The following is a 22,948-nucleotide window of genomic DNA, read 5'->3' as shown; positions in this document are numbered from 1 at the left end:
GCGCCGCCTCCTCCTCCCGCCCGTGGGCCGCTCAGGCTCACGGGCTTCGTCATGCCCGTCGCCGCCCGAAGACCTCTCGCGAAGACCCCTCGCAAAGACCCTGCCCGGAGACGCCGCGGCGAGGTCCCGCCCGGAGGTCCCGCCCGTAGACCCCCGGAGGTCCCGCCCAGAGACCCCCGGAGACCCCGCGGACCCCTTGGAGGTCCCGCGGACCCCTTGGAGGTCCCGCGGACCCCTTGGAGGTCCCGCCCGGAGACGCCGCAGTGAGGCCCCGATCGGGAGGTACCGCCCGGAGACCCTGGCAGCTCCCGGAGACGCCGCCCGGAGACGCCGCGGCGAGATGCCCGGAGGTCTCGTCCGAAGGCTCCGCCCGACGACTCGGGCCGGGGACCCGGTCCAGGGAGCCGGTCCAGGGAGCCGGTCGGGGGACCCCGGATGGAGATGCCGCGGCGAGGTGCCGGGGGGCCGGCCGTACGGCGGGCGGGCTCCGCCGTACGGCAGGCGGGACGCGAGGGCCGGCTTCAGGGGGTCATGAGGGGCTGAACGGCGAGATGAAGCCTTCCCCACTCACCAGGCGTCCCAGATTCTTCTTCATCGCCTCGGAGTCGTTGAGATGGGGGAACGGCTCGCCCTCGGGTACCGGCACCTCCAGGAAGTCGCACAGCGGCGCCCAGCCCTCCCGGACGTCGAAGACCAGCAGCCGCTCGGCGGGCAGGCTCTCCTTCACCTCGGCCACGTGCCGGTGGAAGGCGGCCACGGCGGTGTCCTCGTCGGGCAGGCCGGTCCTGAGGGAGTAGCCGGCGCCGAACGTGGAGCCCACGATGTGCTCCATGACGGGACCGAGCCGCTCCATCGACCGGAACACCGTCACGGCCGGCTCCGGCAGGTCGGCCGGCAGTTCCCTGCCGGGCCCGTTGGCGATCAGCTCCGTCATGCTGCGGTACCAGCGGTGCGGGTCGCGGACGGTCAGGACGACCTTCGCGTCCGGATAGGCGGCCGCCTGTTCGCGCCAGAAGTGGCTGGCCGGCCAGTCCATCGTGGACCGGTAGCCGTCGAGGACCGTCTCCCAGTCGACGGGGCCGCCCGAGGCGAGCGGCAGCCACCTGTCGACGTGGTCGGGGTTGGTCAGGACTTCGAACATGTGGTAGCAGGGGCCGAGTCCCAGCCGCTCGAGCGCGGCCTTCATCGAGCTGGTCCCGGTACGCGGGAAACCCGCGCCGATCACACGCAACACGTCATACCTCCGGTGGGGTGGATCCGGAAACCCGCGCGCGTGGCTCTCCCGCCGGGTGGTTCGCATTCCGGAGCACGCCCTGCGCGCGGCGCGGTGTGACATCGCCTGTCAGGAAATGTCACACCGAGACGTTCCTGTCGCTCCCAGGATGCACGCAAAGATCGCGACCGCCAACCCCGCCCCGAGGAAAGAGCATGAACAGCCACCCGCGAGAGGCCGCCACCCGCGAAACGCGGCGACCAGCGAAACCCCGCCACCCACGAAACCCCGCCACCCATGAGACGCCGCCACCCCCGAGAGGTGGTACCCCCGCGAAACCCCAACCCCCGAACGCCGCCACCCCGCGAAACGCCGGTGCCCCGCCACCCGGGCGGGTGGAGGGGCACCGGTCGTTGGAACGGCTACAGCGGGATGTTGCCGTGGGCGCCCCTGGCCGGGGTGGCCGCGGCGAGGACCCTGGCGATGGCGCCACGGGTGGCGGCCGGCTCGACGACCTCGTCGATCACGCCGAGCTCCTGCGCCCGCCGCAACCCGCCGGCGAGCTTCTCGTGCTCCTCGGCCAGGCGCTGCTCCAGCTCGGCCCGCTCCTCCTCGGGAGCGGCCGCGAGCTCGCGGCGCTTGAGGACGCGGACGGCCGCGACGGCGCCCATGACGGCGACCTGGGTGGTCGGCCAGGCGAAGACCCTGGTCGCGCCGAGCGCGCGGGAGTTCATCGCGATGTACGCGCCGCCGTACGCCTTCCTGGTGACGAGCGTGACGCGCGGCACGGAGGCCTCGGCGAAGGCGTGCAGGAGCTTGGCGCCGCGGCGGACCACGCCGTCGTGCTCCTGGCCGACGCCCGGCAGGTAACCGGGAACGTCCACCAGGACAACCAACGGCACGCCGAACGCGTCACACATGCGAACGAAGCGAGCGGCCTTCTCGGCGGACGTGGCGTCGAGGCAGCCGCCCAACCGCAGCGGGTTGTTGGCGATGACGCCGACGGTCCTGCCGCCCAGGCGGCCGAGCGTGGTGACGATGTTGGGCGCCCACTTGGGGTGCAGCTCGACGCCCTGCTCGTCGAGCAGGCCGTTGACGAGCGGCTTGACGTCGTAGGCGCGCCTGGCCGACTCGGGAAGAAGGGGGGAGAAGTCGACCTCCTCGACCGAGGAGGTGCGCACCCTGCCCTGGTGGCCGAGCAGGACGGCCAGCCGGCGCGCCGTCAGCAGCGCCTCGGCCTCGGTCTTGGTGACGACGTGGACGACGCCGCTGCGCTTGCTGTGCGGCTCGGGGCCGCCGAGCGCGGCGCTGTCGACGTCTTCGCCGGTGACGCTGCGTACGACGTCGGGCCCGGTCACGAAGATGCGGCCCTGTTCGGCGAGGATCACGATGTCGGTGAGGGCGGGGCCGTAGGCGGCGCCGCCCGCGGCAGGGCCGACGACGACCGACAGCTGCGGCACGATGCCCGACGCCTTGGTCATCGCGGCGAAGACCCGGCCGACGGCGTGCAGCGACTCGACGCCTTCGGCGAGTCGCGCACCGCCGGAGTGCCAGACGCCGATGACCGGCACCCGCTCACGGACGGCCACGTCGTAGGCGTGCACGATGTGCTCGCAGCCCTCGCTGCCCATCGCGCCGCCCTGGAAGCGGGCGTCACTGCAGAACGCGACGACGGGGACACCCTCGACACGGCCCATGGCGGCGAGGACGCCGCTCTTGTCCTGGGGAGTGATCGGACGCAGCGAGCCCTCGTCGAGCAGCGCGGTCAGGCGGACGACCGGGTCGCGAGGATCGGCGGGCGTCTCGTCGGAGGCGCCGGTCACCGCACCGTTGTCGAGCACGGTCATCCGGTGCTCCCTCAGTGGCTGGTGAAGACGACGGTCACGTTGTGGCCGCCGAACCCGAACGAGTTGTTCACCGCGGCGATGTCGCCTTCCGGCAGCGTGCGGGACTCGCCGTGGACGATGTCCACCTCGATGCCGTCGTCAGGGTTGGCCAGGTTGATGGTCGCGGGCACGATGCGGCCCTCGAGTGCCTTCACCGTGAAGACCGACTCGATGCCGCCCGCGCCGCCCAGCAGATGGCCGGTCATGGACTTGGTGGAGGTGACCAGCGGGTGGGTGCCGATGGCCTTGGCCACCGACTGCACCTCGATGACGTCGCCGGCCGGCGTGGAGGTGCCGTGCGCGTTGATGTGCTTGATGTCCTGGCCGGTCACGCCCGCGTCGGTGAGCGCCTGGGTCATCGCCATGATGATGCCCCTGCCCTCGGGCTCGGGCTGGGTGATGTGGTGGGAGTCGGCCGAGTAGCCGACGCCCGCGGCGTAGGCGTAGATCCGGGCGCCGCGCGCCTTGGCGTGCTCCTCCGACTCCAGCACGACGATGCCCGCGCCCTCGCCGAGCACGAAACCGTCGCGGTCGCGGTCCCACGGACGCGAGGCGCCCTGCGGGTCGTCGTTGCGGGTCGACATGGCCCGCGCGGCCGCGAAGGCGGCGATGTTGAGCGGGTGGATGGCGGCCTCGGTGCCACCGGCCACGACGATGTCGGCGCGGCCCGCCCTGATCATGTCCATCGCGTAGCCGATCGCCTCGGCGCCGGAGGCGCAGGCGGAGACGGTCGCGTGGACCCCTGCCATCGCGCCCAGGTCGAGCCCGATCCAGGCCGCGGGGCCGTTGGGCATCAGCATCGGCACGGTGAAGGGCGACAGGCGGCTCCAGCCCTTCTCCTTGAAGGTGTCGTAGGCCGACAGCGTCGTGGTGATGCCGCCGATGCCGCTCGAGACGACCACGCCGAGACGCTCGGCGGCCACCTGCGGCGCGCCCGCGTCCTGCCAGGCCTCGCGCGCGGCCACCAGGGCCAGCTGCTCACTGCGGTCGAGCCGACGGGCCTCCGGCCTCGGCAACACCTCGGACGGGTCGACGGCGGCGACGCCCGCGAACTTCACGGGGACGCTGTCGACCCAGTCCTCGGTGAGGGTCCGCACACCAGACTGACCGGCGAGGAGCGCCGACCAGGTCGAGGTGACGTCTCCACCGAGGGGCGTCGTCGCGCCGAGCCCGGTGACGACGACTCGTGCCCGGTTCGCACTCACGTGGTTACGCTCCTTGCTGATCAGAAGGGAAGGTTCAGGCCTGGATGAAGTTGAGGACGTCCTTGACCGTCTTCAGGTTCTTGAGCTGGTCGTCGGGAATCTCGACGCCGAACTCGTCCTGCGCGGCCACGGCGATCTCGACCATGGACAGGGAGTCGATGTCGAGGTCGTCCACGAAGCTCTTCTCCGGGGTGACCTCGGACGCCGGGATCCCAGTGATCTCGTTGACGATCTTGCCGAGGCCCTCGAGGATCTCCTGCTCGCTGACTGCCATGTCGGTAGTTCTCCTTTGGGATTCTTCTTGGGTGTTGTACGGCCGGCCGCGCCGGGCGCGGCGCGCCGTACAAGTCATGGGATCTCGACGACCTGGCCGGCGTAGGTCAGACCGGCACCGAAGCCGAGAAGGAGGGCCAGCTGGCCCGACTGCACCTCGCCGCGCTCGATCATGCGGGACAGCGCGAGCGGGACGGAGGCAGCCGACGTGTTGCCCGCCAGCACGATATCGCGTGCGATGACGGCGTTGACAGCGCCGATCTTGCGGGCGATGGCCTCGATGATGCGGAGGTTGGCCTGGTGGGGCACGAAGGCCGCCAGGTCGGCGGGGTCCACCCCGGCACGCTCGCAGGCCTCCCTGGCCACGGGGTGAAGCGCGGTGGTGGCCCAGCGGAAGACCGTCTGACCTTCCTGGTGCAGGAAGGAGTCGCGGTCCTTGATGATGATGGCGTCGTACTTGTCGCCCGCGCTGCCCCACACCACCGGGCCGATGCCGGGCGTGTCGGAGGCCGTGACCACGGCGGCGCCGGCGCCGTCGGCGAAGATGACCGCCGTCGCCCTGTCGGTCCAGTCGATCCACTGCGACAGCTTCTCGGTGCCGACGACCAGGACGTTGGTGGCCTGCCCCGACCGTACGGCGGCGCTGGCCGCGCCGAGCGCGTAGCAGAAGCCCGCGCACGCGGCGTTGACGTCGAAGGCTCCGGGGGCCGCGATGCCCAGGCGGCTGGCCACCCGCGCGGCGGCGTTGGGGATCTGCGACTCCAGCGTGCAGGTGGCCACGATCACCAGGTCGATGTCGGCGGCGGCGAGACCCGAGCCGGCCAGCGCCTTGCCGCCGGCCTGGACGGCCATGTCGATCTCGGACTCGTTGGCGGGCGCGATCCTGCGCTCCTTGATCCCGACCCGCGACTGGATCCACTCGTCGTTGGTGTCCATCGTCTTGGCCAGATCGTCGTTGGTGACGATGTTGGTCGGCTGGTAGTGGCCGAAGGCCAGGATCCTCGCCCCTGGGGCGACGTCGGGAATCCTCATTTGATCAGCTCCCTGGCCGCGTCGAGGTCGTCGGGGGTCTTGAGCGCGACGCTCTGCACGCCGCGCAGAGCGCGCTTGGCCAGGCCGGTCAGCGTGCCGCCGGGCAGCAGCTCGACCATCGTGGTGACGCCGAGCGCGGCCATGGTCTCCATGCAGGAGTCCCAGCGGACGGGGTTGCTGACCTGGTCGACCAGCAGCCTCACGAACTCCGTGCCGCTGCCGACGACCTGGCCGTGGGCGTTGGACAGCAGCTTGGTGTGCGGGTCGCCCGGCGTGATGCTCGCGGCGGCCGCGCGCAGGTGCTCCACGGCGGGGGCCATGTGGACGGTGTGGAACGCTCCCGCGACCTGCAGCGGGATGAGCCTCGCGCGGGCGGGCGGCTCCTCCTTGAAGGCGGCCAGCTGCTCCAGCGTGCCCGCCGCGACGATCTGGCCGGCGCCGTTGATGTTGGCGGGGGTCAGGCCGTGCTTGTCGATGGCGGCCAGCACGTCGGCCTCGACGCCGCCGAGCACGGCGGTCATGCCGGTCTCGGTGACCGCGGCGGCCTTGGCCATGGCCTGGCCGCGCTCGCGGATCAGCGCCAGCGACTGCTCGGGGGTGAGCACGCCGGCCAGCGCGGCGGCGGCGAACTCGCCGACGCTGTGACCGGCCAGCAGGTCGGGGGTGGCGCCGAGCGCCTCGGCGGCGGCCAGCGCGGCGGCCACCAGCAGGGGCTGGGCGACGGCGGTGTCACGGATCTCGTCGGCGTCAGCGGTGGTGCCGTAGGCGATCAGGTCGAGCCCGACGACCTCTGACCATGCCGAAAGCCTGTCGGCGAGGCCGGGCAGCTCTAGCCAGGGAGAAAGGAAGCCTGGAGTCTGGGCGCCTTGGCCCGGAGCGACGAGTACGAACACGAGACCCACGATGCCCTGTAGAGGTTTGACACGCGGATGGAGATCCGCACGAACTTTGTCCAGGGGGATTTGTAGGAACCCTACAGTGAGGGTTTCGGCCAGGTTACGTTAGTGCACGCCAGGTTACGGCGCTCTCCGACAGCCGTCCCAAAATCAGCCCGACCTGCAGGGTGAAGGCCGATCTGCCCTCGGTCGGCTGGTAGCCGGTCAGCTCGGTGATCTTCTTCAGCCGGTACCTGACCGTGTTCGGGTGCACGAACAGCAGCCTGGCGGTGGCCTCCAGCGAGGTGCCCTGCTCCAGGTAGGTGGCCAGGGTGTCGAGCAGCGGGGTGCCGGCCAGCGGCAGGTAGACGCTCTCCACCAGCTGCTCCCTGGCGTCCTCGTCGCCGTCGAGGGCCCGCTCGGCCAGCAGTTCCTCGGCGTGCACCGGCCGCGGCGCGTCGGGCCAGCCGGCGGAGGCCTTCAGCCCCGCGATGGCGGCCCGCGCCGAGCTTGCGGCCGCGTGCAGGTCGGGCACCTCGGGCCCGATGACGATCGGGCCGGGACCGAAGCGCGGCACCACCTGCCTGGAGGCCTGCTCCACGCTCTGGGCGCCGCCCACGATCACGATCAGCCGGTCGGCCTGGACCCCCGCCAGCAGGTCCATGCCGATCCGTCGGCCCTTCTCCCGCAGGCTGTCGATGACCGCGCGCGGATCGTCGTCGGGCGCGTGCCCGGCGATCACCACGACCGGCGCGGACGTCCAGCCGAGCGCGGCCGCCCACGAGTGCAGGCCGTCGTCGACCTCGCCGCGCACCAGCGCGTCGACGATCAGCGCCTCGAGCCTGGCGTCCCACGCGCCGCGCGCCTCCGCCTCGCGGGCGTAGACCTGCGCGGCGGCGAAGGCGACGTCGCGGGTGTAGCGGAGCATCGCCTGCTCCAGCTGGTCGGCGCCGCCCGGAGCGGCCAGTTCGTCGGCCATCGTCTCGACGACCTCGACGACGATGCGGACGATGTCGACCGTCTGCTGCAGGGAGATGGAACGCTTCAGCTCGCGCGGCGCGGTGCCGAAGAACTCGATGCTCGGGGTGGGGCGGCCCTCGCCCGCGTGGGCGAACCACTCCACGAAGGCGGCGATGCCGGCCTGGGCGACCAGGCCGACCCAGGAGCGGTCCTCGGCGGAAAGCGCCCGGAACCACGGCAACCGCTCGTCCATGCGCGCCATGGCCGCGGTGCCCAGGGTGCCCATGTTGCGCTCGAGACGCCGGGTCGTGTCCTCGCGCGTCCGGTCCTCGTGGTCTGTCACGCCTCTAGAGTGCCAGGTCCCCGGGAGTGCGCCGGTCCGGCCCGGCCACGTGCGCGGGAGCGGTCCGGTCCGGCGCGGCCGGGTGCGGGGAGTGCGCCGGTTGCCCGGTCGGACCCCGCCGGTCCGGTCCGGGCACGGGCCCGCCCGGGAGCGGGGGCGGGCCGCTCCCGGGCGAGCCCGTGCCGGCTACTAGATGACGGCGACGGCGGTGATCAGGCCGATGACCAGGTGGGTGACGGCCAGCAGGCGGGCGCCGGGCTGCAACTCGCTCTCCTTGACCAGCTCGCGCACCGAGACGCCCGCGACCAGGTCGAACAGCAGCATCGCCACCGTCTGCACCGCGATGCCGACCAGTCCGAAGACGGCGGTGACGAGCAAGCCCTCGTGCAGCGCCCCGCCGGACGACCAGATCGAGGCGGCGACGATGAGGCCGACGGCGGCCAGACCCGAGGAGGTCAGCAGGGTGGCGTTGGGGTTGCGCTCATGCTTGATGACCGCGCTGAGCTTGCCCGGCGTGGCCAGGTCGATGACGTAGAAGCCGACGATCAGCAGGATCACGCCGAGGACGGCGTAGGCGGCGATGGCCAGCGCGCCGTTGGCCAGGTGGTCGATGAGGTTCACGGTGACTCTTTCTTCGCCGTCGAGCGCCTGGCACGGGCGCCGGGGGGCATGGGGGTCGGGTCGTGCCCGCCGGGGGAAGGCCGGGCGGGCGGGGCGGACAGGCCGGGGAGGAGGCGTGGGCGGCGGCGGTCACAGCTCGATCCTGTGGGGGACGAAGGACGAGGTGTCGTCGGTGATCAGCCCCGCGGTCTCGCGGATGCCGAGCCCGGCCGACTCGTCGGCGACCATCCACGCGCCGAGCACGGGCCGCTGCCCGTCGAACGAGGGAAGGGGGGCGAAGCCCTGGTAGACGTGGCCCTCGGCGCCGTAGGAGCCGGGGGTCTCCAGCGTCTCCGAAGGCGTGACGATCCGCATCGCGGCGCCCTCCCTGCCCAGCAGCGGCTTGACGATGTAGGAGGTCAGCTCGCGGGGGCCGTCGAGGTAGGCGGGCAGCAGGTTGGGGTGGCCGGGATAGAGCTCCCACAGCACGGCCAGCAGCGCCTTGTTCGACAGCAGAGCCTTCCACAGCGGCTCGATCCACGTGGTCGAGGCGGCGTTCCGTACGGCGTGCGCGCCGAAGTCGTCGGCCAGCATCCACTCCCACGGGTACAGCTTGAACGCCGAGCGGATCACCCGGCCCTCGACGTCGACGAAGCGCCGGTTGAGCGGGTCCCAGCCGATGTCCTCCATCGCGATGGCCACCGTGACGAGCCCGGCCTGGTCGGCGGTCTCCTGCAGGTAGGCGACGGTCATCGCCTCCTCGCCGGTCTCGTCCATGCTGGTCCAGGCGAAGTGGGTCGGCCCGGTCGGCAGCACCAGCGCGCGCCACCTGTCGATCAGCCGCTCGTGGAGGGAGTTCCACTGGTCGTCGGCCGGGAAGCGGTCTCGCAGCCAGTACCACTGCACGACGCTCGACTCCACCAGCGAGGTGGGCGTGTCGGCGTTGTACTCCAGCAGCTTCGGCGGGGAGACGCCGTCGTAGCGCAGGTCGAAGCGGCCGTAGAGGTGCGGGTCGCGGCGCTCCCACGAGTGGGCGATCTCCTGCCACGTCCACTCGGGCAGCGCGAAGTCGGCGAAACGCCGTTCGGCGATGACGTGCTCGACCGCGGCCAGGCACATCCGGTGCAGCTCCTCGACCTGCGCCTCGAGGTCGAGCACCTGGTCCATGGAGAAGACGTAGTGGACGGACTCGTCCCAGTAGGGGCGGGGCAGGTGCGCGGCCTGCACCGAGCGGTGGAAGGCCAGGCCGTGGCCCTCGACGATCTTCTCCCAGCCGTCGCGGGGGGAGGCGTGCTCGCGCCGCATCAGGACCCCGTGGAGGTGCGGTTGCCGAAGCCGCTCCTGGAGATCTTGCCTGTCCGGGTGATCTCGTCGCCGCCCTTCGTGACGATGTACGCCCCGCGCGGGCGTATGGTCGTGCCCTTGACGAGGCGGTTCTTGACCTTGGTGCCGCCGTAGTACCAGAGGAAGGCGCTGTGCCTGCCCGCGCCGTCGCAGCGGTCGTCGGACACGATCACGTAGCCGTCGTCGCTCTCGCTGTCGCGCCTGACGCAGCGGGCGACGACCTCGTCCTCTTCTTCCTCGTCTTCTCCAGCTTCCTCGGCTTCCTCGGCTTCCTCGGCGAGGTCGTCCTCGGCGGAGGTGTCCTCCTCGGTGAAGGAGTCGGTCGCGACCTGTTCGGAGCCCACGTAGGTGGAGCCGCCCGAGGCGCAGCCCGACAGGACGACGGACGAGACGGTCACCACGGCCCCGAGCGTCACGGCGCCGGAGGAGAGCCTGCGGGCCATCAGCTGCCGCCTCCGCCCCTGCCGCCGAAGCCGCCGCGCTGGACGACGTGGCCGGTCCTGCTGGTGATGCGCGCCTCGGCGGGCCGTACCGTGGTGCCCTTGAGCACGCGCACGCCCGACCTGACGCCGCCGTAGTACCAGCCGTAGGCGCGGTGGGAGGAGTGCCCGCCGCCGTCGTCGTCGTCGCAGTAGTCGTCGTCGACGACCAGGTAGGAGCCGTCGGGGAGCTGGGTGTTGAGGTCGACGCAGTCGGCGCCGACCTCCTCGTAGTCGTCCTGTGCCGAGCAGAACCCGACAACCATCAAGGAGACCACGCCGAGCGCCGTCAGCGTGATCACCTTGGTCGACTTGCGGGAGCGGGTTTCTGCCATGGGGCTCCAGAGCTTATCGGGGGTTTATATCCGCAACAACGTTGTCGCCGAGAATGGGGTTCCCTTTGGGTAGGTATGCCGGCATGGAGCCGGTCCAGGCACTGCGTGACATCGCGTTCCTGCTGGAGCGCGCGGGCGAGCCCACCTACCGGGTACGGGCCTTCAGGAGGGCCGCGGCGACGGTGGAGGAGCTGCCGCGGGCCGAGCTCGTCCGGCTGGCGAGGGGGAACGCCCTGGCCGAGCTGCCGGGCATCGGCAAGGTCACCGCGCTGGCCGTCACCGAGGCTCTCGACGGAAAGGTGCCGACCTACCTGCGCAGGCTCCAGGCCACCGCGGGCGCCGACCTCGACGAGGAGAGCGCCGCGTTGCGGGCCGCGCTGAAGGGCGACCTGCACACCCACTCCGACTGGTCGGACGGCGGCTCGCCGATCGAGGAGATGGCCGCCTCGGCCAGGGCGCTCGGTCACGAGTACTGCGCGCTGACCGACCACTCGCCGCGCCTGACGGTCGCCCGCGGCCTGTCGGCCGAGCGGTTGCGCGAGCAGCTCGACGTGGTCGCCGGGTTGAACGAGCGGCTGGCGCCGTTCAGGATCCTCACCGGCATCGAGGTGGACATCAACGCCGACGGCTCCCTGGACCAGGATCCCGCCCTCCTCGCCCGCCTGGACGTGGTGGTGGCCAGCGTCCACTCCAAGCTGCGCATGGACGCCGAGGAGATGACGCGCAGGATGGTGACGGCGATCGCCGACCCCCACGTCGACGTGCTGGGCCACTGCACCGGACGGATCGTGAAGGGCGGCGGCAGGCGCGGCGGCCTGCGGCCGGAGTCGGACTTCGACGCCGAGCTCGTCTTCGAGGCGTGCCGCAGGTTCGGGGTCGCCGTGGAGATCAACTCCAGGCCCGACCGGCTGGACCCGCCGAAGCGGCTGTTGCGGCTGGCCTACGAGATGGGATGCGTGTTCGCCGTCGACTCCGACGCGCACGCCCCCGGCCAGCTGGACTGGCAGCGTTTCGGCTGCGAGCGGGCCGCGATGTGCGGGGTGGCGGCCGAGCGGGTGGTCAACACCTGGCCGGTGGAGCGGCTGCTGGAGTGGACAGCCGCGTAGCGGCGGTCCCCGTGGCTTTCGCATGCCTGCCGCCATGCCTGATTCGCTGAAAGTTTTCGTTGCAGTCTTGCAAGTCACCGAAACGCGGAGGTAGCGTCTGGGCGCGTCAGGCCACTCTCTGCACCCTCTGGAGACCCCCCATGGCCCACCTCGACCGCCGCCGTTTCCTCCAGCTCAGCGCGCTGGCCGCCGCGGGAGGCGCGTTGAGCGCCTGCGGCGGCGGCACCCCGGGCGCCTCGGCGGGAGGCACGGGCAAGATCACCGTCTGGAGCTGGCAGGGCCCGGCCGCGATGATGAAGCAGCTGGTCCCGGCCTTCGAGAAGCAGTTCCCCGCGGTCAAGGTAGACGTCCAGGACATCGGCAACCCGGCCATCTGGGACAAGATCACCGCCGGGCTCTCGGCAGGCGGCCAGGGACTCGGCGACGTGCTCCACATCGGCGTGGACTACCTGCCCGCCTACATCGAGAAGTTCCCCGGCGGGCTGGCCGACCTGACGCCGCTCGGCGCGGGCAAGCACAAGGCGGCCTTCGCCCAGGGCATGTGGGAGACCGTCAGCCGCGACGGCAAGGTCTACGCGCTGCCGTGGGAGGCCAACTCGGCCGGCTTCTACTACCGCGCCGACCTGTTCGAGAAGGCGGGCGTCGACGTCGAGTCGCTGCAGACCTGGGACGAGGTCATCGAGGCCGGCGTCAAGCTCAAGGAGAAGACCGGCGTCCAGCTCCTCGGCATCGACAAGCCCGCCTCCCAGGCCGACTCGGCCAACCTCTTCGAGATGCTGCTGCAGCTGCAGGACAGCTTCTACTTCGACATGCAGGGCAACATCACGCTCGACACCCCGCAGGCCGTCACCGCGCTCACCGTCATCAAGAAGCTCAACGACGCCGGCCTGGTCGCCGACCTGGCCGGCGGCTGGAACACGATGATCAGCGCGATGAAGAAGGGCGCGGTGGCGGTCCAGGCCATGCCGACCTGGTTCGGCGGCATCATCGAGGAGAACGTGCCGGGGGAGAAGGGCAAGTGGAAGGTACGGCTGCCGCCGGCCGTCACCCCCGGCGGCAAGGTCGCCGCGACCGTCAACTCCACCCACCTGGCCGTCGCCGGGACCAGCAAGGACCAGGCCGCCGCCTACGCCTTCGCCGAGTTCGTGCTGACCAGGCCGGAGAACCAGGTGGCGATCTACAAGGGCAAGGGCATCGCGCCCGCCCTGATGAAGGCCTACGACGACCCCGTCTTCCACGCCCCGTCGGAGTTCTTCAGCGGCCAGAAGAAGGGCGAGGTCTTCCTCGAGGCGCTCAGGCAGCCGTCCTACGTCACCAACTACTCCGCCGACTACCCCCGCGCGCTCAAGGCCGTGACCGACGCGCAGAGCAAGGTCCTGCTCAAGGGCGCCGACCCGGCCACGGTGCTGAAGGAGGCGGCCGACCTGGTCGCCCAGCAGACCGGCAGGAAGGCGCTGCGGTGACGGCCCTGGCCGAGCGCGCCCCCGCGGTGCGGCCGGCGGGCCTGCGGCGGTTGTCCGCGCTGCGGGTGGCGCCCTACCTGTGGGTGCTGCCGGCCCTCGTGCTCTTCGCGCTCTTCAAGCTCTACCCGATCGCCTGGTCGTTCTGGCTCAGCCTGTTCAAGACCGACGGCGCGCTGCAGACCTTCGCCGGCGCCGCCAACTACACGCGCCTGGCCGACGACCCGCTGTTCTGGACGGCCCTGCGCAACACCGTGGTGATCCTCCTCGTCCAGGTGCCGCTGATGCTGGCCATCGCGCTGGCGCTCGCGGTGGCCTTCAACTCGTCGCTGCTGCGGTTCAAGGCTTTCATCAGGCTCGGCTTCTTCCTGCCGATGATCACCGGGCTGGTGGCCTACGGCCTGCTGTTCGCGGTCCTGCTCAACCCGCAGTCCGGGCTCGTCAACTGGGCGCTGGGCCTGGTGGGCGTCCCGCCGGTGCCGTGGCTGACCGACACGCTCTGGGCCCGTGTCTCCCTCGGGCTGGCGCTGACGTGGCACTACACCGGATACAACGCGGTGATCTTCCTTTCCCGGCTGCAGGCGCTGCCCCAGGACCTCTACGACGCGGCGTCGGTGGACGGGGCGGGCGCATGGCACCGCTTCAGGCACGTGACCCTGCCGGGGCTGCGGCCGGTCGTCCTGCTCACGCTGGTGATGTCCACGATCGGCACGCTCCAGCTGTTCGACGAGCCGTACGTGCTGACCGGCGGCGGGCCCGACAACAGCACGGTCACCGTCGGCCTGTACCTGTACAACACCGGCTTCAAGTACCTCGACTTCGGCTACGCCTCGGCCATCGCCTACGCGCTCGCCGTCATCATCGGGATCCTCGGGATCGTGCAGTTCCGCGTGCTGGGGGATCGGTCATGAGCCGGCAGATCATGCTGACCTCCGCCCTGCTGGTCGCGGTCGCCGTGGTGCTGGTGCCGTTCTACTGGCTGGTCGTGGCCGCCACGCACAGCACCGCCGAGGTCTTCGGCAGCCCGCCGCCGCTGCTGCCCGGCGGCCACCTGCTGGACAACCTCGCCGGTCTCGAGGCCGGCCTCGGCTTCAGCCGCGTCGTCGGCAACTCGCTGTTCATCGCCACCGTCTACACGCTGCTGGCCGGGCTGGTCTGCACGATGGCGGGCTACGGCTTCGCCAAGTACGACTTCCGCGGCAAGGAGGTGCTGTTCGGGCTGCTCATGCTGGGCCTGGTCATCCCCAGCCAGGTCACGCTCGTGCCGCTGTTCAAGATGATGCTGGCGCTGGAGTGGCTCAACACCTACCAGGCCGTCATCCTGCCGAACCTGGCGCTGCCCTTCGGGATCTTCCTCATGCGCCAGTCGATGTCCGCGCTGCCCTCCGAGCTGCTGTCGGCGGGCCGAGTGGACGGCTGCGGCGAGCTGCGGCTGTTCTTCAAGGTCGTGCTGCCGCCGATCAGGCCCGCGCTGGCCGCGCTGGGCATCTACCTGTTCCTCTACCAGTGGAACGACTTCGTGTGGCCGTTGATCGCGCTGCGCACCAGGGACGCCTACACGATCCCCCTCGCGATCGCCGCCCTTCGGGGCGCCACCGAGACCGACTACGGCCAGATCCTCGCCGGCACGGCGGTCGCCGCGCTGCCGATGGCCGTCCTGTTCCTCCTCCTCCAACGACACTTCGTGTCCGGACTCCTCGCTGGAGCGGTGAAAGAGTGAGCGTCACGACCGCGGGCCTGGCGCCCGCGCCGACCGAGCACCTGCTGGACGACGTACGGCTGGCCGTGCTGACCCGTGGCGCGCCGACCGCCTGGCGGCTGGACGGCGACGTGCTGGAGATCGGCTCCCACGAGGAGCTGGAGATCCGGCTGTCGGTGCCGCTCGGCGACGCCGTCGGGTTCTGGCATCCGGCCTGCGACTGGCGGCGCACGCTGGTCGCCGACTGGGCCGGGTTCGAGCGGACCTCCCTGGTGAGGGGGGCGGCGGCCGGGTGCCTGTACGACAGCAGGGGCCGCACGCTGCTCGCCTTCGCCGCCGAGGACGCCGTGCCCGAGGTGACGATGCGGTTCGGGGTGTCGGAGGAGACCAAGACCTTCGTCGTGCACCTGGCCGTGCCGGCGGGGCCGTACCGGATCCGCCTCGCGGGGAGCGCGCCCACGGTGGCGACGGCGATGCGCGAACTGCGGCGCGCGCTGGGGGCGGGCGCCCGCCGGCCGGCGGAGGGGGCTCGCGAGCCGGTCTACTCCACCTGGTACGGCTTCGCGCAGGACGTCTCGGCCGAGGGCGTCGAGCAGGAGGCGGCGCTGGCGGTGTCGGCGGGATGCGGCACGCTCATCGTCGACGACGGGTGGCAGCAGCTGGGGCACGGCCGTGGATATCGGGGCGTCGGCGACTGGCAGCCGGACAGCGAGAAATTTCCGGACTTCGCGGGGCATGTCGCGCGGGTGCAGGGCCTCGGCCTGCGATACCTGGTGTGGGTCGCGCCGCTGCTGCTCGGGCCCGACGCGGCCTGCTTCGACGAGCTCGAGCCCTACGCGCCCGCCATGGCGGGAGTACCCGGCGCCAGGGTGCTCGACCCCCGGCGCCCCGAGGTCAGGCGGCATGTCGTCGCGCTGTGCGCCCGGCTGATGGAGCACGGGATCGACGGGCTCAAGATCGACTTCCTCGACGAGGCGATGGTCTACGCGGGCACGCCACCCCACGGCGCCGACGTCCACGACGTCGGCACGGCCATGCGGATGCTGGTGGCCGACGTCCGGCGTGCGGTGGGGGAGCGGGCGCTGCTCGAGTTCCGCCAGCCGTACGTGGGGCCCGGGATCGCCGGGCAGGCCGACCTGCTGCGGGCCGACGACTGCCCGGCCGACGCGATCGCGAACCGGGTCAGGACCATCGACACCGGATTCCTGGCCGTGGCCGGCGTCGTGCACGGCGACATGCTGATGTGGGACCCGCGGGGCGGCGCGCACAGCGCGGCCCGGCAGCTCATCGGCTCGCTGCACGCCGTCCCGCAGATCTCGGCGCGGCTGGCCGGCCTGCCCGAGGGACATCTGCGGATGGTCGCGTTCTGGCTGGCGGAATGGCGGCGCCTGCGCGACGTCCTGCTCGACGGCCACGTGGAGCCGGGACGGCCCGACGAGCTGTATCCCGTGGTGACGGCCGCGCTCGGCGAGGAGTGCGTGATCTCGGTGAGCGCCGAACGGGTGGTACCGGTCGACACCGCGGCCCACCGGGAGATCACGCTGGTCAACGGGACGGGCGGGGAGCGGCTGGTGCTGGAGGTGCGCGGGCCCGGCGCCCACGTGGCACGCCTGCACGGGCCCGACGGCTCTAGGATCGAGCCTGAGGTACGGCGGCTGGGCGCGGGGCTGGTCTCGCTGGCCGTACCTGCTTCGGGGCTGGTGGTCCTGAAGACCTCGGGTGAGGCGCTCCTGGAGGAGGAACGGTGAAGATCGGCATCACCGAGGTCGCCGCGCGCGCGGAGGTCAGCGAGGCCACGGTCAGCAGAGTGATCAACCGGCGGGCGGGCGTGTCCGCCAGGACCCGCGAGGCGGTCGAGCGGGCCATGGCCGAGCTCGGCTACGAGCGCTCGACCCGCGGCCAGATCGTCGCGGTGATCACGCCGTGGGTGTCCAACCCCTGGTTCGCCGAGGTCGCCGAGCTGATCGAGGCGGCGCTCGCCCCGCACGGGCTGAAGGGCGTGCTGTGCCCGGCGCTGCCCGGCGGCATACAGGAGCGCGAGTTCGTCTCCGCGCTGGCCGACCACGGCGTGGCCGCGGTGGTGTTCCTGTCGGCCAGCAACACCCTCGACGACCCCGACCCGGAGACCTGCAACATCCTGGCCGCGCGGCGGATCCCCTTCGTCGGCGTCAACGGCGGGTTCGCCGGCCACTCGATGCCCGTGCTGTCCACCGACGACGTCATGGCCGCCGAGCTGGCCGTCGACCACCTGTGGCGCCTGGGGCACCGCGCGATAGGGATGGCCTCGGGGCCCGCCGCCAACCGGCCCGCCGACCGGAGGGTCGAGGGGTTCGTGACCGCCATGACCCGGCGGGGGGTGGCGGACCCTGAGTCCCTGGTGATGCGGCAGTACTACACGATCGAGGGCGGGCAGACGGCGACCACGACGCTCCTGTCCCGGGGCGCCACGGCGGTCGTGGCAGCCAGCGACTTCATGGCGCTGGGCGCGATCAGAGCCGTCAGGCGCGCCGGCCTGTCGGTGCCCGAGGACGTCTCCGTGGTCGGCTACGACGGCTCCATGATCATGGAGTTCGTCGACCCGCCGCTCACGACCGTCCGCCAGCCGATCGACCGGCTGGCCAAGGAGGTGGCGCGCAGCGTCGTCGCGCTGGTGAGCGGGCGGGGCGTGCCGAGCGGCGAGCTGATGTTCGGCCCCGAGCTGGTCGTCCGCGGCTCGACGGCGGCGCCGCGCTAGTCCTTCCTGAGCGTCCTTCCCCCAGCAGACTCTGCCCAGCCGATTCATCCGATCATCGGGAGTATCCATGTTGGTGTTACCTGTCCTGCTCAGCTCCGTCCTGGTCGCCGGCCCTGTCGTCGTCGTCAACCCCGGCTTCGAGAAGGACACCGAAGGGTGGACCTTCACCGCCGGCACCGGCGTGGCGACCAACCGCCCCCACGGTGGCGCCAAGCTCGTCTACCTCGACGCCGGGTCCGGCAAGAGCGTCAGCCAGACGATCACCGTGCCCACGGCGGGCACCTACTCGGTGTCGGCGTGGATCGCCACGGGCGGGGCCGGCGGCACGTTCACCGTCCTGCGCGGCGGCACCCCCGTGGAGACCGTCACGCTGCCCTCGCGCAGCACCTACACCCGCTACACGATCTCCGACGTCGCCTTCGCCGAGGGCGACCGGCTCGGCATCGTCTTCGGCTCGGGCTCCGGCTGGGTGAACGTCGACGACGTCATGATCTCGCCAGGGGCCACGGCCTCGCCCGCGGTACGCTCCTCCAACCCCAAGATCGTCGAGATGTTCGGGTGGGCCAAGGCCAAGGCAGGCTCCTGGGTGCACCAGAACGGCGTGCCCGGCCCGCTCAACGTGGACGAGCGCCAACCGGGCGGCACGGGCGAGGGCGTCTACACCTCCTCCTACTGGGCCGGCTACGCCCACCGCAGCGGCTACTACTCGCGTGACTTCGCCCACCAACTGGCCGGAGCCCACATCCTCGGGCTCGCCGAGCAGAACAAGAACATGCTGCGCTCCTTCGCCCGGTCGGCGACCGAGGAGCACAAGTTCTACCCGGTGTGGGCGCTGAACTTCGACGCCTCCACCTACCTGTCCATCGACTACCGCTCGCCCACCGACTTCGTCCGCGAGGTCCCCGCCACCTTCGAGCTGGTCGAGAAGGCCAACCAGGCCTTCAGGTGGACCGGCGACCGCGCCTACCTCGACGACCCGGTCTTCTGGGACTACTACCGGCGCGCCACCGCCGACTTCGTCACCCTGCACGACGGCCAGCTGCCCAACGGCATCGCCGAGGGCACCGGCAGGGGCATCTTCCAGGGCACCGCCAGCTACAACGAGGTCGGCGGCGAGCCGCTGGCCGAGGCGGGCGACGCCATCGGATCGCAGTACCAGGCCCACAAGGCCCTGGCCGCGCTCGCCCGCGACAAGGGCGACCGCACGCTGTCCCGGGCCCAGGAGAAGCGGGCACGCGCGGTGAAGGAGTACTTCAACACCACGTGGAGCGTGAAGCAGGGCAGCGGCGAGTTCGTCAGGGCCTACACCGTCGACGGCACGCCGCTGACCGGCTTCGGCAAGGAGAACAGCTGGTTCATGCCGATGAAGGGCATCATCGACGCGGGGCCGCGCAACGACGCCTACCTCGACTTCGTCGACGCCGAGGCCTCGGGGGCGGGACGGCCGAGCAACATCGAGGCGATCACCTACCTGCCGGACACCTTCTTCCGGCACAACCGGGCCGGCACGGCGTGGAAGTGGATGCAGGACGTCTACGACAGGCGCGAGGAGCGGCACGTCAGCTCCCGCCAGGGGCTGAACGGCGACTACCCCGAGGTGCCGTTCACGCTGGTCAGCCAGACGGTCGAGGGCCTCATGGGGATCCAGCCCGACGCCCCGCGCAGGACCGTGGCCACCCAGTCCCGCCTGCCCGCGGACATCGGCTGGCTGGAGGTGGCCGACGTGCCCGTCGGCTCCGGCAAGGTGACCGTACGGCACGACGGAACCGACTCCAGCACCTTCACCAACAAGGGCGACGGGCCGGTGTTCTGGGAGGCCCGCTTCGCCGGCGAGCACCGGTGGCTGGAGGTCAACGGGCACCGCTTCCCCGGGATCCCGAAGGTGATCGACGGGGTGACGTACACGGTGGCCAAGGTGCCCGTCCGCGCGGGCGGGACGGCGACCGCCAAGATCGCCTCGTAGGCCGTCCCAGGCAGGGGCCCGCCCCGCGGCGTGCGGTGCCGTAGTGGCGCTGGGCGGGCTGCCGGTGGTCATGCCGGCCCGCCCCGCGGGCGCGCGGTGCCGTACCGCGTGACGGGAGGCCGCCGCGTCGGGCCCGCCGTGCGTGCGCGCGGCGGGCCTCTCGCGTGGCCACCGATGGTGACGGGCGGGCGACACTGTTCTCACCATCGCCTGCCACGGCGGCGGAATTGTCGGCGGCGGCGCGTAGCGTTCCGGTTGTGAACCGTACCGATCGGCTCTACGCGCTCGTCGAGGACCTGCGCGCGATCTCCCCCAGATGCCGGTCAGCGCGCCAGCTCGCCAAGCGCTTCGAGGTCAGTGTCAGGACCATCGAGCGTGACATCGCCGCGCTCCAGGAGTCCGGCGTGCCCATCTACGCCGAGCCCGGCCGCAGCGGCGGTTACGCGATCGACAAGAACCACTCCCTGCCCCCGCTCAACTTCACCCCCGCCGAGGCGGTCGCCATCGCGATCGCGCTCAGCAGGGCGGGCGACCAGCCGTTCGGCCGCCAGGCGCGCAGTGCGCTGCGCAAGGTCGTCGCCGCGATGCCGGGCTCCGAGGGCGACCTGGCCAGGGAGCTGGCCCGGCGCGTCCAGCTCGTCGCCCCCCAGGAGACCGGCGAGGAGATCCAGCCGCTGGGCCGCGCGGGCGTCTCGCGGGCCATCGAGGACGCCCTGCTGCGCCGGCGCGTCCTCCACCTGGAGTACGCCGACAGGAAGGGCGCCCTCACCTCGCGCGACGTCGAGCCGGGGGTGTTCCTGGGCGGGCGCGGCGGCTTCTGGTATCTCGTGGCCTGGTGCCGCCTGCGCGACGACGTGCGGGTCTTCCGGCTCGACCGGATCGCCGCCGCGTCGGTGAGCGAGGAGCGCTGCCCCGACCGGCCGCTGGAGGGGTACGTCACCGACGTGCCCGACATGATCGTCAGTGGCACGGTGCTCGACTAGGCGCTCGATCAATCATTCGAAAACACCGACATAGGGTTGTCGCCATCGCGTCTTATCGTTGTCGTGTTCGAGAAACTTGACGACCTGGAGTGCACATGGTCAACACCGTGGCCTGGTTCGAAGTCGCCAGCGACGATCCCGAGGCGGCGCAGCGGTTCTACGGCGACCTTTTCGGCTGGACGTTCACCCCCGACCCGGACGCCCCGATGGACTACCGGATGATCCACGCCACCGGCGAGGAGCAGCCCGGGGGCGGCCTGTACGGCACCGGGGGCGAGGTGCCCAACCACGCCACCTTCTGCGTGCTGGTCGAGGACGTGGCGGCGACGTGCGCGAAGGTCGAGAGCCTTGGTGGCAAGGTGGTGCGCAAGGTCGTCGCCGACCCGGGCGGCACCAGCTTCGCCTACCTGCACGACGTGTCCGGCAACCTGTTCGGGATCTTCACCCCACCGGCCGGCTGACTCGCGTCACCCGTCCGCTGAAGGCCGGCGAGCCCTTCCCGCCGCCGCCCTGACCGGCGCCTTCCCCGCCGCGCGGACATGGCGCAGCCCCCGCTCGCGCGACCCGGGTCACGGACCGCGCGGCAGGGGCACCGACCGCCTTCGGCGGTCCATCCTCCCTGGGCACGCCGCCAACCGCCGAGCGGCGGCGCGCCCAGGGCATCCACTCCCCGGCGGCGACCGCAGGGCATCCGCCGAACACGGGCCGCGCCGGCCCGTGTTCGGCCGCGTCTCCGTCAGGAGGGGCAGGAAGCGCCCTCCTCGGGCATCTTGCCCTGGAGCAGGTAGGCGTTGACGGCCCCGGCGATGCACTTGCTGCCCGACAGGTAGGCGCCGTGCCCCTCACCCTCGTAGGTGAGCAGGGTCGCGGTCTTCAGCTGCTTGGTCAGCTTGGGCCCCCACTGGTACGGCGTGGCCGGGTCACCCTTGCCCGCCACCACCAGGATCGGCCCCGACCCCGTGGCATCCACCTTCTTGGCCTCGTCGCTGCCCGGCACGGGCCACACCCGGCAGATGGATCCGGCGCCCACGCTGCCGAACAGCGGGGAGATCTTCAGCGCCGCCTCCTCCGTGCGCACCAGCTCCTGCTCGCTGGGCCGCTCGGCGGTGTCCACACAGGTGACGGCGGGGAAGCTGGACATCTCGGTGGAGTAGGTGCCGTCCGGCCTGCGCCCGGTGTAGGTGTCGGCCAGGTACATCAACGCCCCGCCGTCGCCCTTCAGCGCCGACGCCAGCGCGCTCTCCAGGAACGGCCAGCTCAGCCGCGAGTAGAGCGCGGCCGCCACGGCGGTGCCGGCCAGGCCCTGCGTCAGCTCCCGGTCACCGACCTTCAGCGGCGACTCGACCAGCTGGTACATCAGGTTCGTGATCTTCTTGTCGGCCGCCTCGACGCTCTTGCCGAGCTCGCAGCCCTGCTCGACGCAGTCCTTGAGGAAGCTCTCGTAGGCCTGCTGGAAGCCCTTGGTCTGGGCGATCGTGCGCTGCTCGAACGTCACGCTCGGGTCGAGCGGGGCGTCGAGGACCATGCGGCCCACGTTCTTGGGGAACAGGGTGGCGTAGACGGCGCCGAGGTGCGTGCCGTACGACATGCCGAAGTAGTTGAGCTTGGCGTCGCCGAGGGCGACGCGCATCTTGTCCATGTCGCGGGCGGCGTTGACGGTGCCCACGTACGGCAGGACCGGCCCCGAGTCCTTCTCGCACAGCTTGGTGAACTGCTCGGTGACCGCCTGGGTCTTCTCCCTGGTCTGCTCGTTGGACGGCAGCGAGTTGAGCGAGACGTACGCCTCCATGTCCTTGCCGTCGCCGCACCTGACACCGCGGCTGCGCTCGACACCACGCGGGTCGAAGCTGACCAGGTCGTAGCGGGTGTTGAGGGTGGTGAACGCCTTGACCGCCCGCGCCATCGTGTCGACGCCCGAGGCGCCGGGCCCGCCGAAGTTGAACACCAGCGACCCGATCCGCTCGCCGGGTCCCGTGGCCGGAATTCTGATCATCGCCAGGTCGACGGTCTCGCCGCCGGGTTTGGTGTAGTCGAGCGGGACGCGCAGTTTGCCGCACTGGAGCGCGGCGTTGGGCGTGGCGGGTGCCGCGCCCTCGGGCACGGCCAGGTCGGTGCAGGCGCCCCAGGCGATCTTCTCGGCCGCCGCCGAGCCGGTGGGCGACGGGCCACCGGTGCTGCCGGTGGAAAGGCCGCAGGCGGCGAGCGCGATGGTGAGCCCTGCCGTCGCGGCGACGGTGGTGTGTGCGCGGCGCATGGAATATCCCCCGATATCGAATACCAGGGAAAATCCTTTCACATGCCTTGCCGGATGGTCGCGTGCGCCGCGCGCGCCGTGCGGCTTCCGGTAGATCGTCACCGCGACGAGGCGGCGCGCTCCCCTCCCGAACACGCCGCCGCACCCCTCCAGTAGAGCGCGCCGGGCCGTCCATGACGCGAAAGGACAGCGCGACAGGACAGC

21 protein-coding genes are annotated in these 22,948 nt (G+C 71.5%); 9 read left to right on the top strand and 12 right to left on the bottom strand.

Features of this window, described 5'->3' with window-relative positions:
* Positions 1 to 529: 529 nt before the first annotated feature.
* The 11 genes from ABZX22_RS01875 to ABZX22_RS01825 form a co-directional block, all read right to left on the bottom strand.
* Positions 530 to 1,234: a sulfotransferase family protein gene (locus tag ABZX22_RS01875; RefSeq protein ID WP_354905029.1), complete on the bottom strand. Its 705-nt coding sequence runs from the start codon at positions 1,232 to 1,234 to the stop codon at positions 530 to 532.
* 401 nt (positions 1,235 to 1,635) lie between these two features.
* Positions 1,636 to 3,060 carry a carboxyl transferase domain-containing protein gene (locus ABZX22_RS01870; RefSeq protein WP_354905027.1) on the bottom strand — a complete coding sequence of 475 codons (1,425 nt, stop codon included), beginning with the start codon at positions 3,058 to 3,060 and terminating at the stop codon, positions 1,636 to 1,638.
* An 11-nt stretch (positions 3,061 to 3,071) separates the two neighbouring features.
* Entirely contained in the window at positions 3,072 to 4,304 is a 1,233-nt protein-coding gene (gene fabF, locus ABZX22_RS01865) for a beta-ketoacyl-ACP synthase II (protein ID WP_354905024.1), read from the bottom strand.
* 34 nt (positions 4,305 to 4,338) lie between these two features.
* Complete coding sequence (locus ABZX22_RS01860) at positions 4,339 to 4,578, bottom strand: acyl carrier protein (RefSeq protein WP_183646883.1); 240 nt, start codon at positions 4,576 to 4,578, stop codon at positions 4,339 to 4,341.
* Between the two features lie 74 nt (positions 4,579 to 4,652).
* Complete coding sequence (locus tag ABZX22_RS01855) at positions 4,653 to 5,609, bottom strand: beta-ketoacyl-ACP synthase III (RefSeq protein WP_354905022.1); 957 nt, start codon at positions 5,607 to 5,609, stop codon at positions 4,653 to 4,655.
* Complete coding sequence (locus ABZX22_RS01850; RefSeq protein ID WP_354905020.1) at positions 5,606 to 6,502, bottom strand: ACP S-malonyltransferase; 897 nt, start codon at positions 6,500 to 6,502, stop codon at positions 5,606 to 5,608. The genes ABZX22_RS01855 and ABZX22_RS01850 overlap by 4 nt, the downstream gene beginning before the upstream one ends.
* Before the next feature lie 103 nt (positions 6,503 to 6,605).
* Entirely contained in the window at positions 6,606 to 7,730 is a 1,125-nt protein-coding gene (locus tag ABZX22_RS01845) for a helix-turn-helix domain-containing protein (protein WP_354905235.1), read from the bottom strand.
* Positions 7,731 to 7,976: 246 nt separating this feature from the next.
* Positions 7,977 to 8,408: a DUF350 domain-containing protein gene (locus ABZX22_RS01840; protein ID WP_354905018.1), complete on the bottom strand. Its 432-nt coding sequence runs from the start codon at positions 8,406 to 8,408 to the stop codon at positions 7,977 to 7,979.
* A 129-nt stretch (positions 8,409 to 8,537) separates the two neighbouring features.
* On the bottom strand, positions 8,538 to 9,692 hold the full coding sequence (locus tag ABZX22_RS01835; RefSeq protein ID WP_354905016.1) for a glutathionylspermidine synthase family protein: 1,155 nt from the start codon (positions 9,690 to 9,692) through the stop codon (positions 8,538 to 8,540).
* Positions 9,692 to 10,174: a hypothetical protein gene (locus ABZX22_RS01830; RefSeq protein WP_354905014.1), complete on the bottom strand. Its 483-nt coding sequence runs from the start codon at positions 10,172 to 10,174 to the stop codon at positions 9,692 to 9,694. The genes ABZX22_RS01835 and ABZX22_RS01830 overlap by 1 nt, the downstream gene beginning before the upstream one ends.
* Complete coding sequence (locus ABZX22_RS01825) at positions 10,174 to 10,545, bottom strand: hypothetical protein (RefSeq protein WP_354905011.1); 372 nt, start codon at positions 10,543 to 10,545, stop codon at positions 10,174 to 10,176. Before ABZX22_RS01825 ends, ABZX22_RS01830 begins: the two co-directional genes overlap by 1 nt.
* 83 nt (positions 10,546 to 10,628) lie before the next feature.
* On the opposite strand from ABZX22_RS01825, the gene ABZX22_RS01820 reads away from it, so the two are divergent.
* From ABZX22_RS01820 to ABZX22_RS01780, 9 genes are all read left to right on the top strand, one after another.
* Positions 10,629 to 11,651: a PHP domain-containing protein gene (locus ABZX22_RS01820; protein WP_354905009.1), complete on the top strand. Its 1,023-nt coding sequence runs from the start codon at positions 10,629 to 10,631 to the stop codon at positions 11,649 to 11,651.
* Between the two features lie 140 nt (positions 11,652 to 11,791).
* On the top strand, positions 11,792 to 13,114 hold the full coding sequence (locus ABZX22_RS01815; RefSeq protein WP_354905007.1) for a sugar ABC transporter substrate-binding protein: 1,323 nt from the start codon (positions 11,792 to 11,794) through the stop codon (positions 13,112 to 13,114).
* Positions 13,111 to 14,022 carry a sugar ABC transporter permease gene (locus tag ABZX22_RS01810; RefSeq protein ID WP_354905004.1) on the top strand — a complete coding sequence of 304 codons (912 nt, stop codon included), beginning with the start codon at positions 13,111 to 13,113 and terminating at the stop codon, positions 14,020 to 14,022. Before ABZX22_RS01815 ends, ABZX22_RS01810 begins: the two co-directional genes overlap by 4 nt.
* Positions 14,019 to 14,831 carry a carbohydrate ABC transporter permease gene (locus ABZX22_RS01805; protein WP_354905002.1) on the top strand — a complete coding sequence of 271 codons (813 nt, stop codon included), beginning with the start codon at positions 14,019 to 14,021 and terminating at the stop codon, positions 14,829 to 14,831. The genes ABZX22_RS01810 and ABZX22_RS01805 overlap by 4 nt, the downstream gene beginning before the upstream one ends.
* Positions 14,828 to 16,558, top strand: a complete 1,731-nt coding sequence (locus ABZX22_RS01800) for a glycoside hydrolase family 36 protein (protein WP_354905000.1) — start codon at positions 14,828 to 14,830, stop codon at positions 16,556 to 16,558. Before ABZX22_RS01805 ends, ABZX22_RS01800 begins: the two co-directional genes overlap by 4 nt.
* The gene (locus tag ABZX22_RS01795) at positions 16,555 to 17,544 is read left to right on the top strand and encodes a LacI family DNA-binding transcriptional regulator (protein ID WP_354904997.1); all 990 of its coding nucleotides are present in this window, start codon (positions 16,555 to 16,557) and stop codon (positions 17,542 to 17,544) included. The genes ABZX22_RS01800 and ABZX22_RS01795 overlap by 4 nt, the downstream gene beginning before the upstream one ends.
* A 67-nt stretch (positions 17,545 to 17,611) precedes the next feature.
* Positions 17,612 to 19,507, top strand: coding sequence for a hypothetical protein (locus ABZX22_RS01790; protein ID WP_354904995.1), 1,896 nt, complete (start codon positions 17,612 to 17,614; stop codon positions 19,505 to 19,507).
* Positions 19,508 to 19,764: 257 nt separating this feature from the next.
* On the top strand, positions 19,765 to 20,490 hold the full coding sequence (locus ABZX22_RS01785) for a YafY family protein (RefSeq protein WP_354904993.1): 726 nt from the start codon (positions 19,765 to 19,767) through the stop codon (positions 20,488 to 20,490).
* 95 nt (positions 20,491 to 20,585) lie between these two features.
* Complete coding sequence (locus tag ABZX22_RS01780; RefSeq protein WP_354904990.1) at positions 20,586 to 20,951, top strand: VOC family protein; 366 nt, start codon at positions 20,586 to 20,588, stop codon at positions 20,949 to 20,951.
* A 275-nt stretch (positions 20,952 to 21,226) separates the two neighbouring features.
* On the opposite strand, the gene ABZX22_RS01775 is transcribed toward ABZX22_RS01780, so the two are convergent.
* The gene (locus ABZX22_RS01775) at positions 21,227 to 22,744 is read right to left on the bottom strand and encodes an alpha/beta fold hydrolase (RefSeq protein ID WP_354904989.1); all 1,518 of its coding nucleotides are present in this window, start codon (positions 22,742 to 22,744) and stop codon (positions 21,227 to 21,229) included.
* Positions 22,745 to 22,948: the final 204 nt, after the last annotated feature.

It is taken from the genome of Nonomuraea sp. NPDC003804 (genome assembly GCF_040610675.1).
GTDB lineage: Bacteria > Actinomycetota > Actinomycetes > Streptosporangiales > Streptosporangiaceae > Nonomuraea.
This window is presented reverse-complemented; position numbering and strand designations above follow the sequence as displayed.

Bases quoted from the DNA above. Each gene is read 5' to 3' on its own strand.
- ABZX22_RS01870 (WP_354905027.1), bottom strand. From the start codon at position 3,060: ATGACCGTGCTCGACAACGGTGCGGTGACCGGCGCCTCCGACGAGACG.
- ABZX22_RS01860 (WP_183646883.1), bottom strand. From the start codon at position 4,578: ATGGCAGTCAGCGAGCAGGAGATCCTCGAGGGCCTCGGCAAGATCGTC.
- ABZX22_RS01855 (WP_354905022.1), bottom strand. From the start codon at position 5,609: ATGAGGATTCCCGACGTCGCCCCAGGGGCGAGGATCCTGGCCTTCGGC.
- ABZX22_RS01845 (WP_354905235.1), bottom strand. From the start codon at position 7,730: ATGGGCACCCTGGGCACCGCGGCCATGGCGCGCATGGACGAGCGGTTG.
- ABZX22_RS01835 (WP_354905016.1), bottom strand. From the start codon at position 9,692: ATGCGGCGCGAGCACGCCTCCCCCCGCGACGGCTGGGAGAAGATCGTC.
- ABZX22_RS01830 (WP_354905014.1), bottom strand. From the start codon at position 10,174: ATGGCCCGCAGGCTCTCCTCCGGCGCCGTGACGCTCGGGGCCGTGGTG.
- ABZX22_RS01825 (WP_354905011.1), bottom strand. From the start codon at position 10,545: ATGGCAGAAACCCGCTCCCGCAAGTCGACCAAGGTGATCACGCTGACG.
- ABZX22_RS01820 (WP_354905009.1), top strand. From the start codon at position 10,629: ATGGAGCCGGTCCAGGCACTGCGTGACATCGCGTTCCTGCTGGAGCGC.
- ABZX22_RS01815 (WP_354905007.1), top strand. From the start codon at position 11,792: ATGGCCCACCTCGACCGCCGCCGTTTCCTCCAGCTCAGCGCGCTGGCC.
- ABZX22_RS01805 (WP_354905002.1), top strand. From the start codon at position 14,019: ATGAGCCGGCAGATCATGCTGACCTCCGCCCTGCTGGTCGCGGTCGCC.
- ABZX22_RS01790 (WP_354904995.1), top strand. From the start codon at position 17,612: ATGTTGGTGTTACCTGTCCTGCTCAGCTCCGTCCTGGTCGCCGGCCCT.
- ABZX22_RS01780 (WP_354904990.1), top strand. From the start codon at position 20,586: ATGGTCAACACCGTGGCCTGGTTCGAAGTCGCCAGCGACGATCCCGAG.
- ABZX22_RS01775 (WP_354904989.1), bottom strand. From the start codon at position 22,744: ATGCGCCGCGCACACACCACCGTCGCCGCGACGGCAGGGCTCACCATC.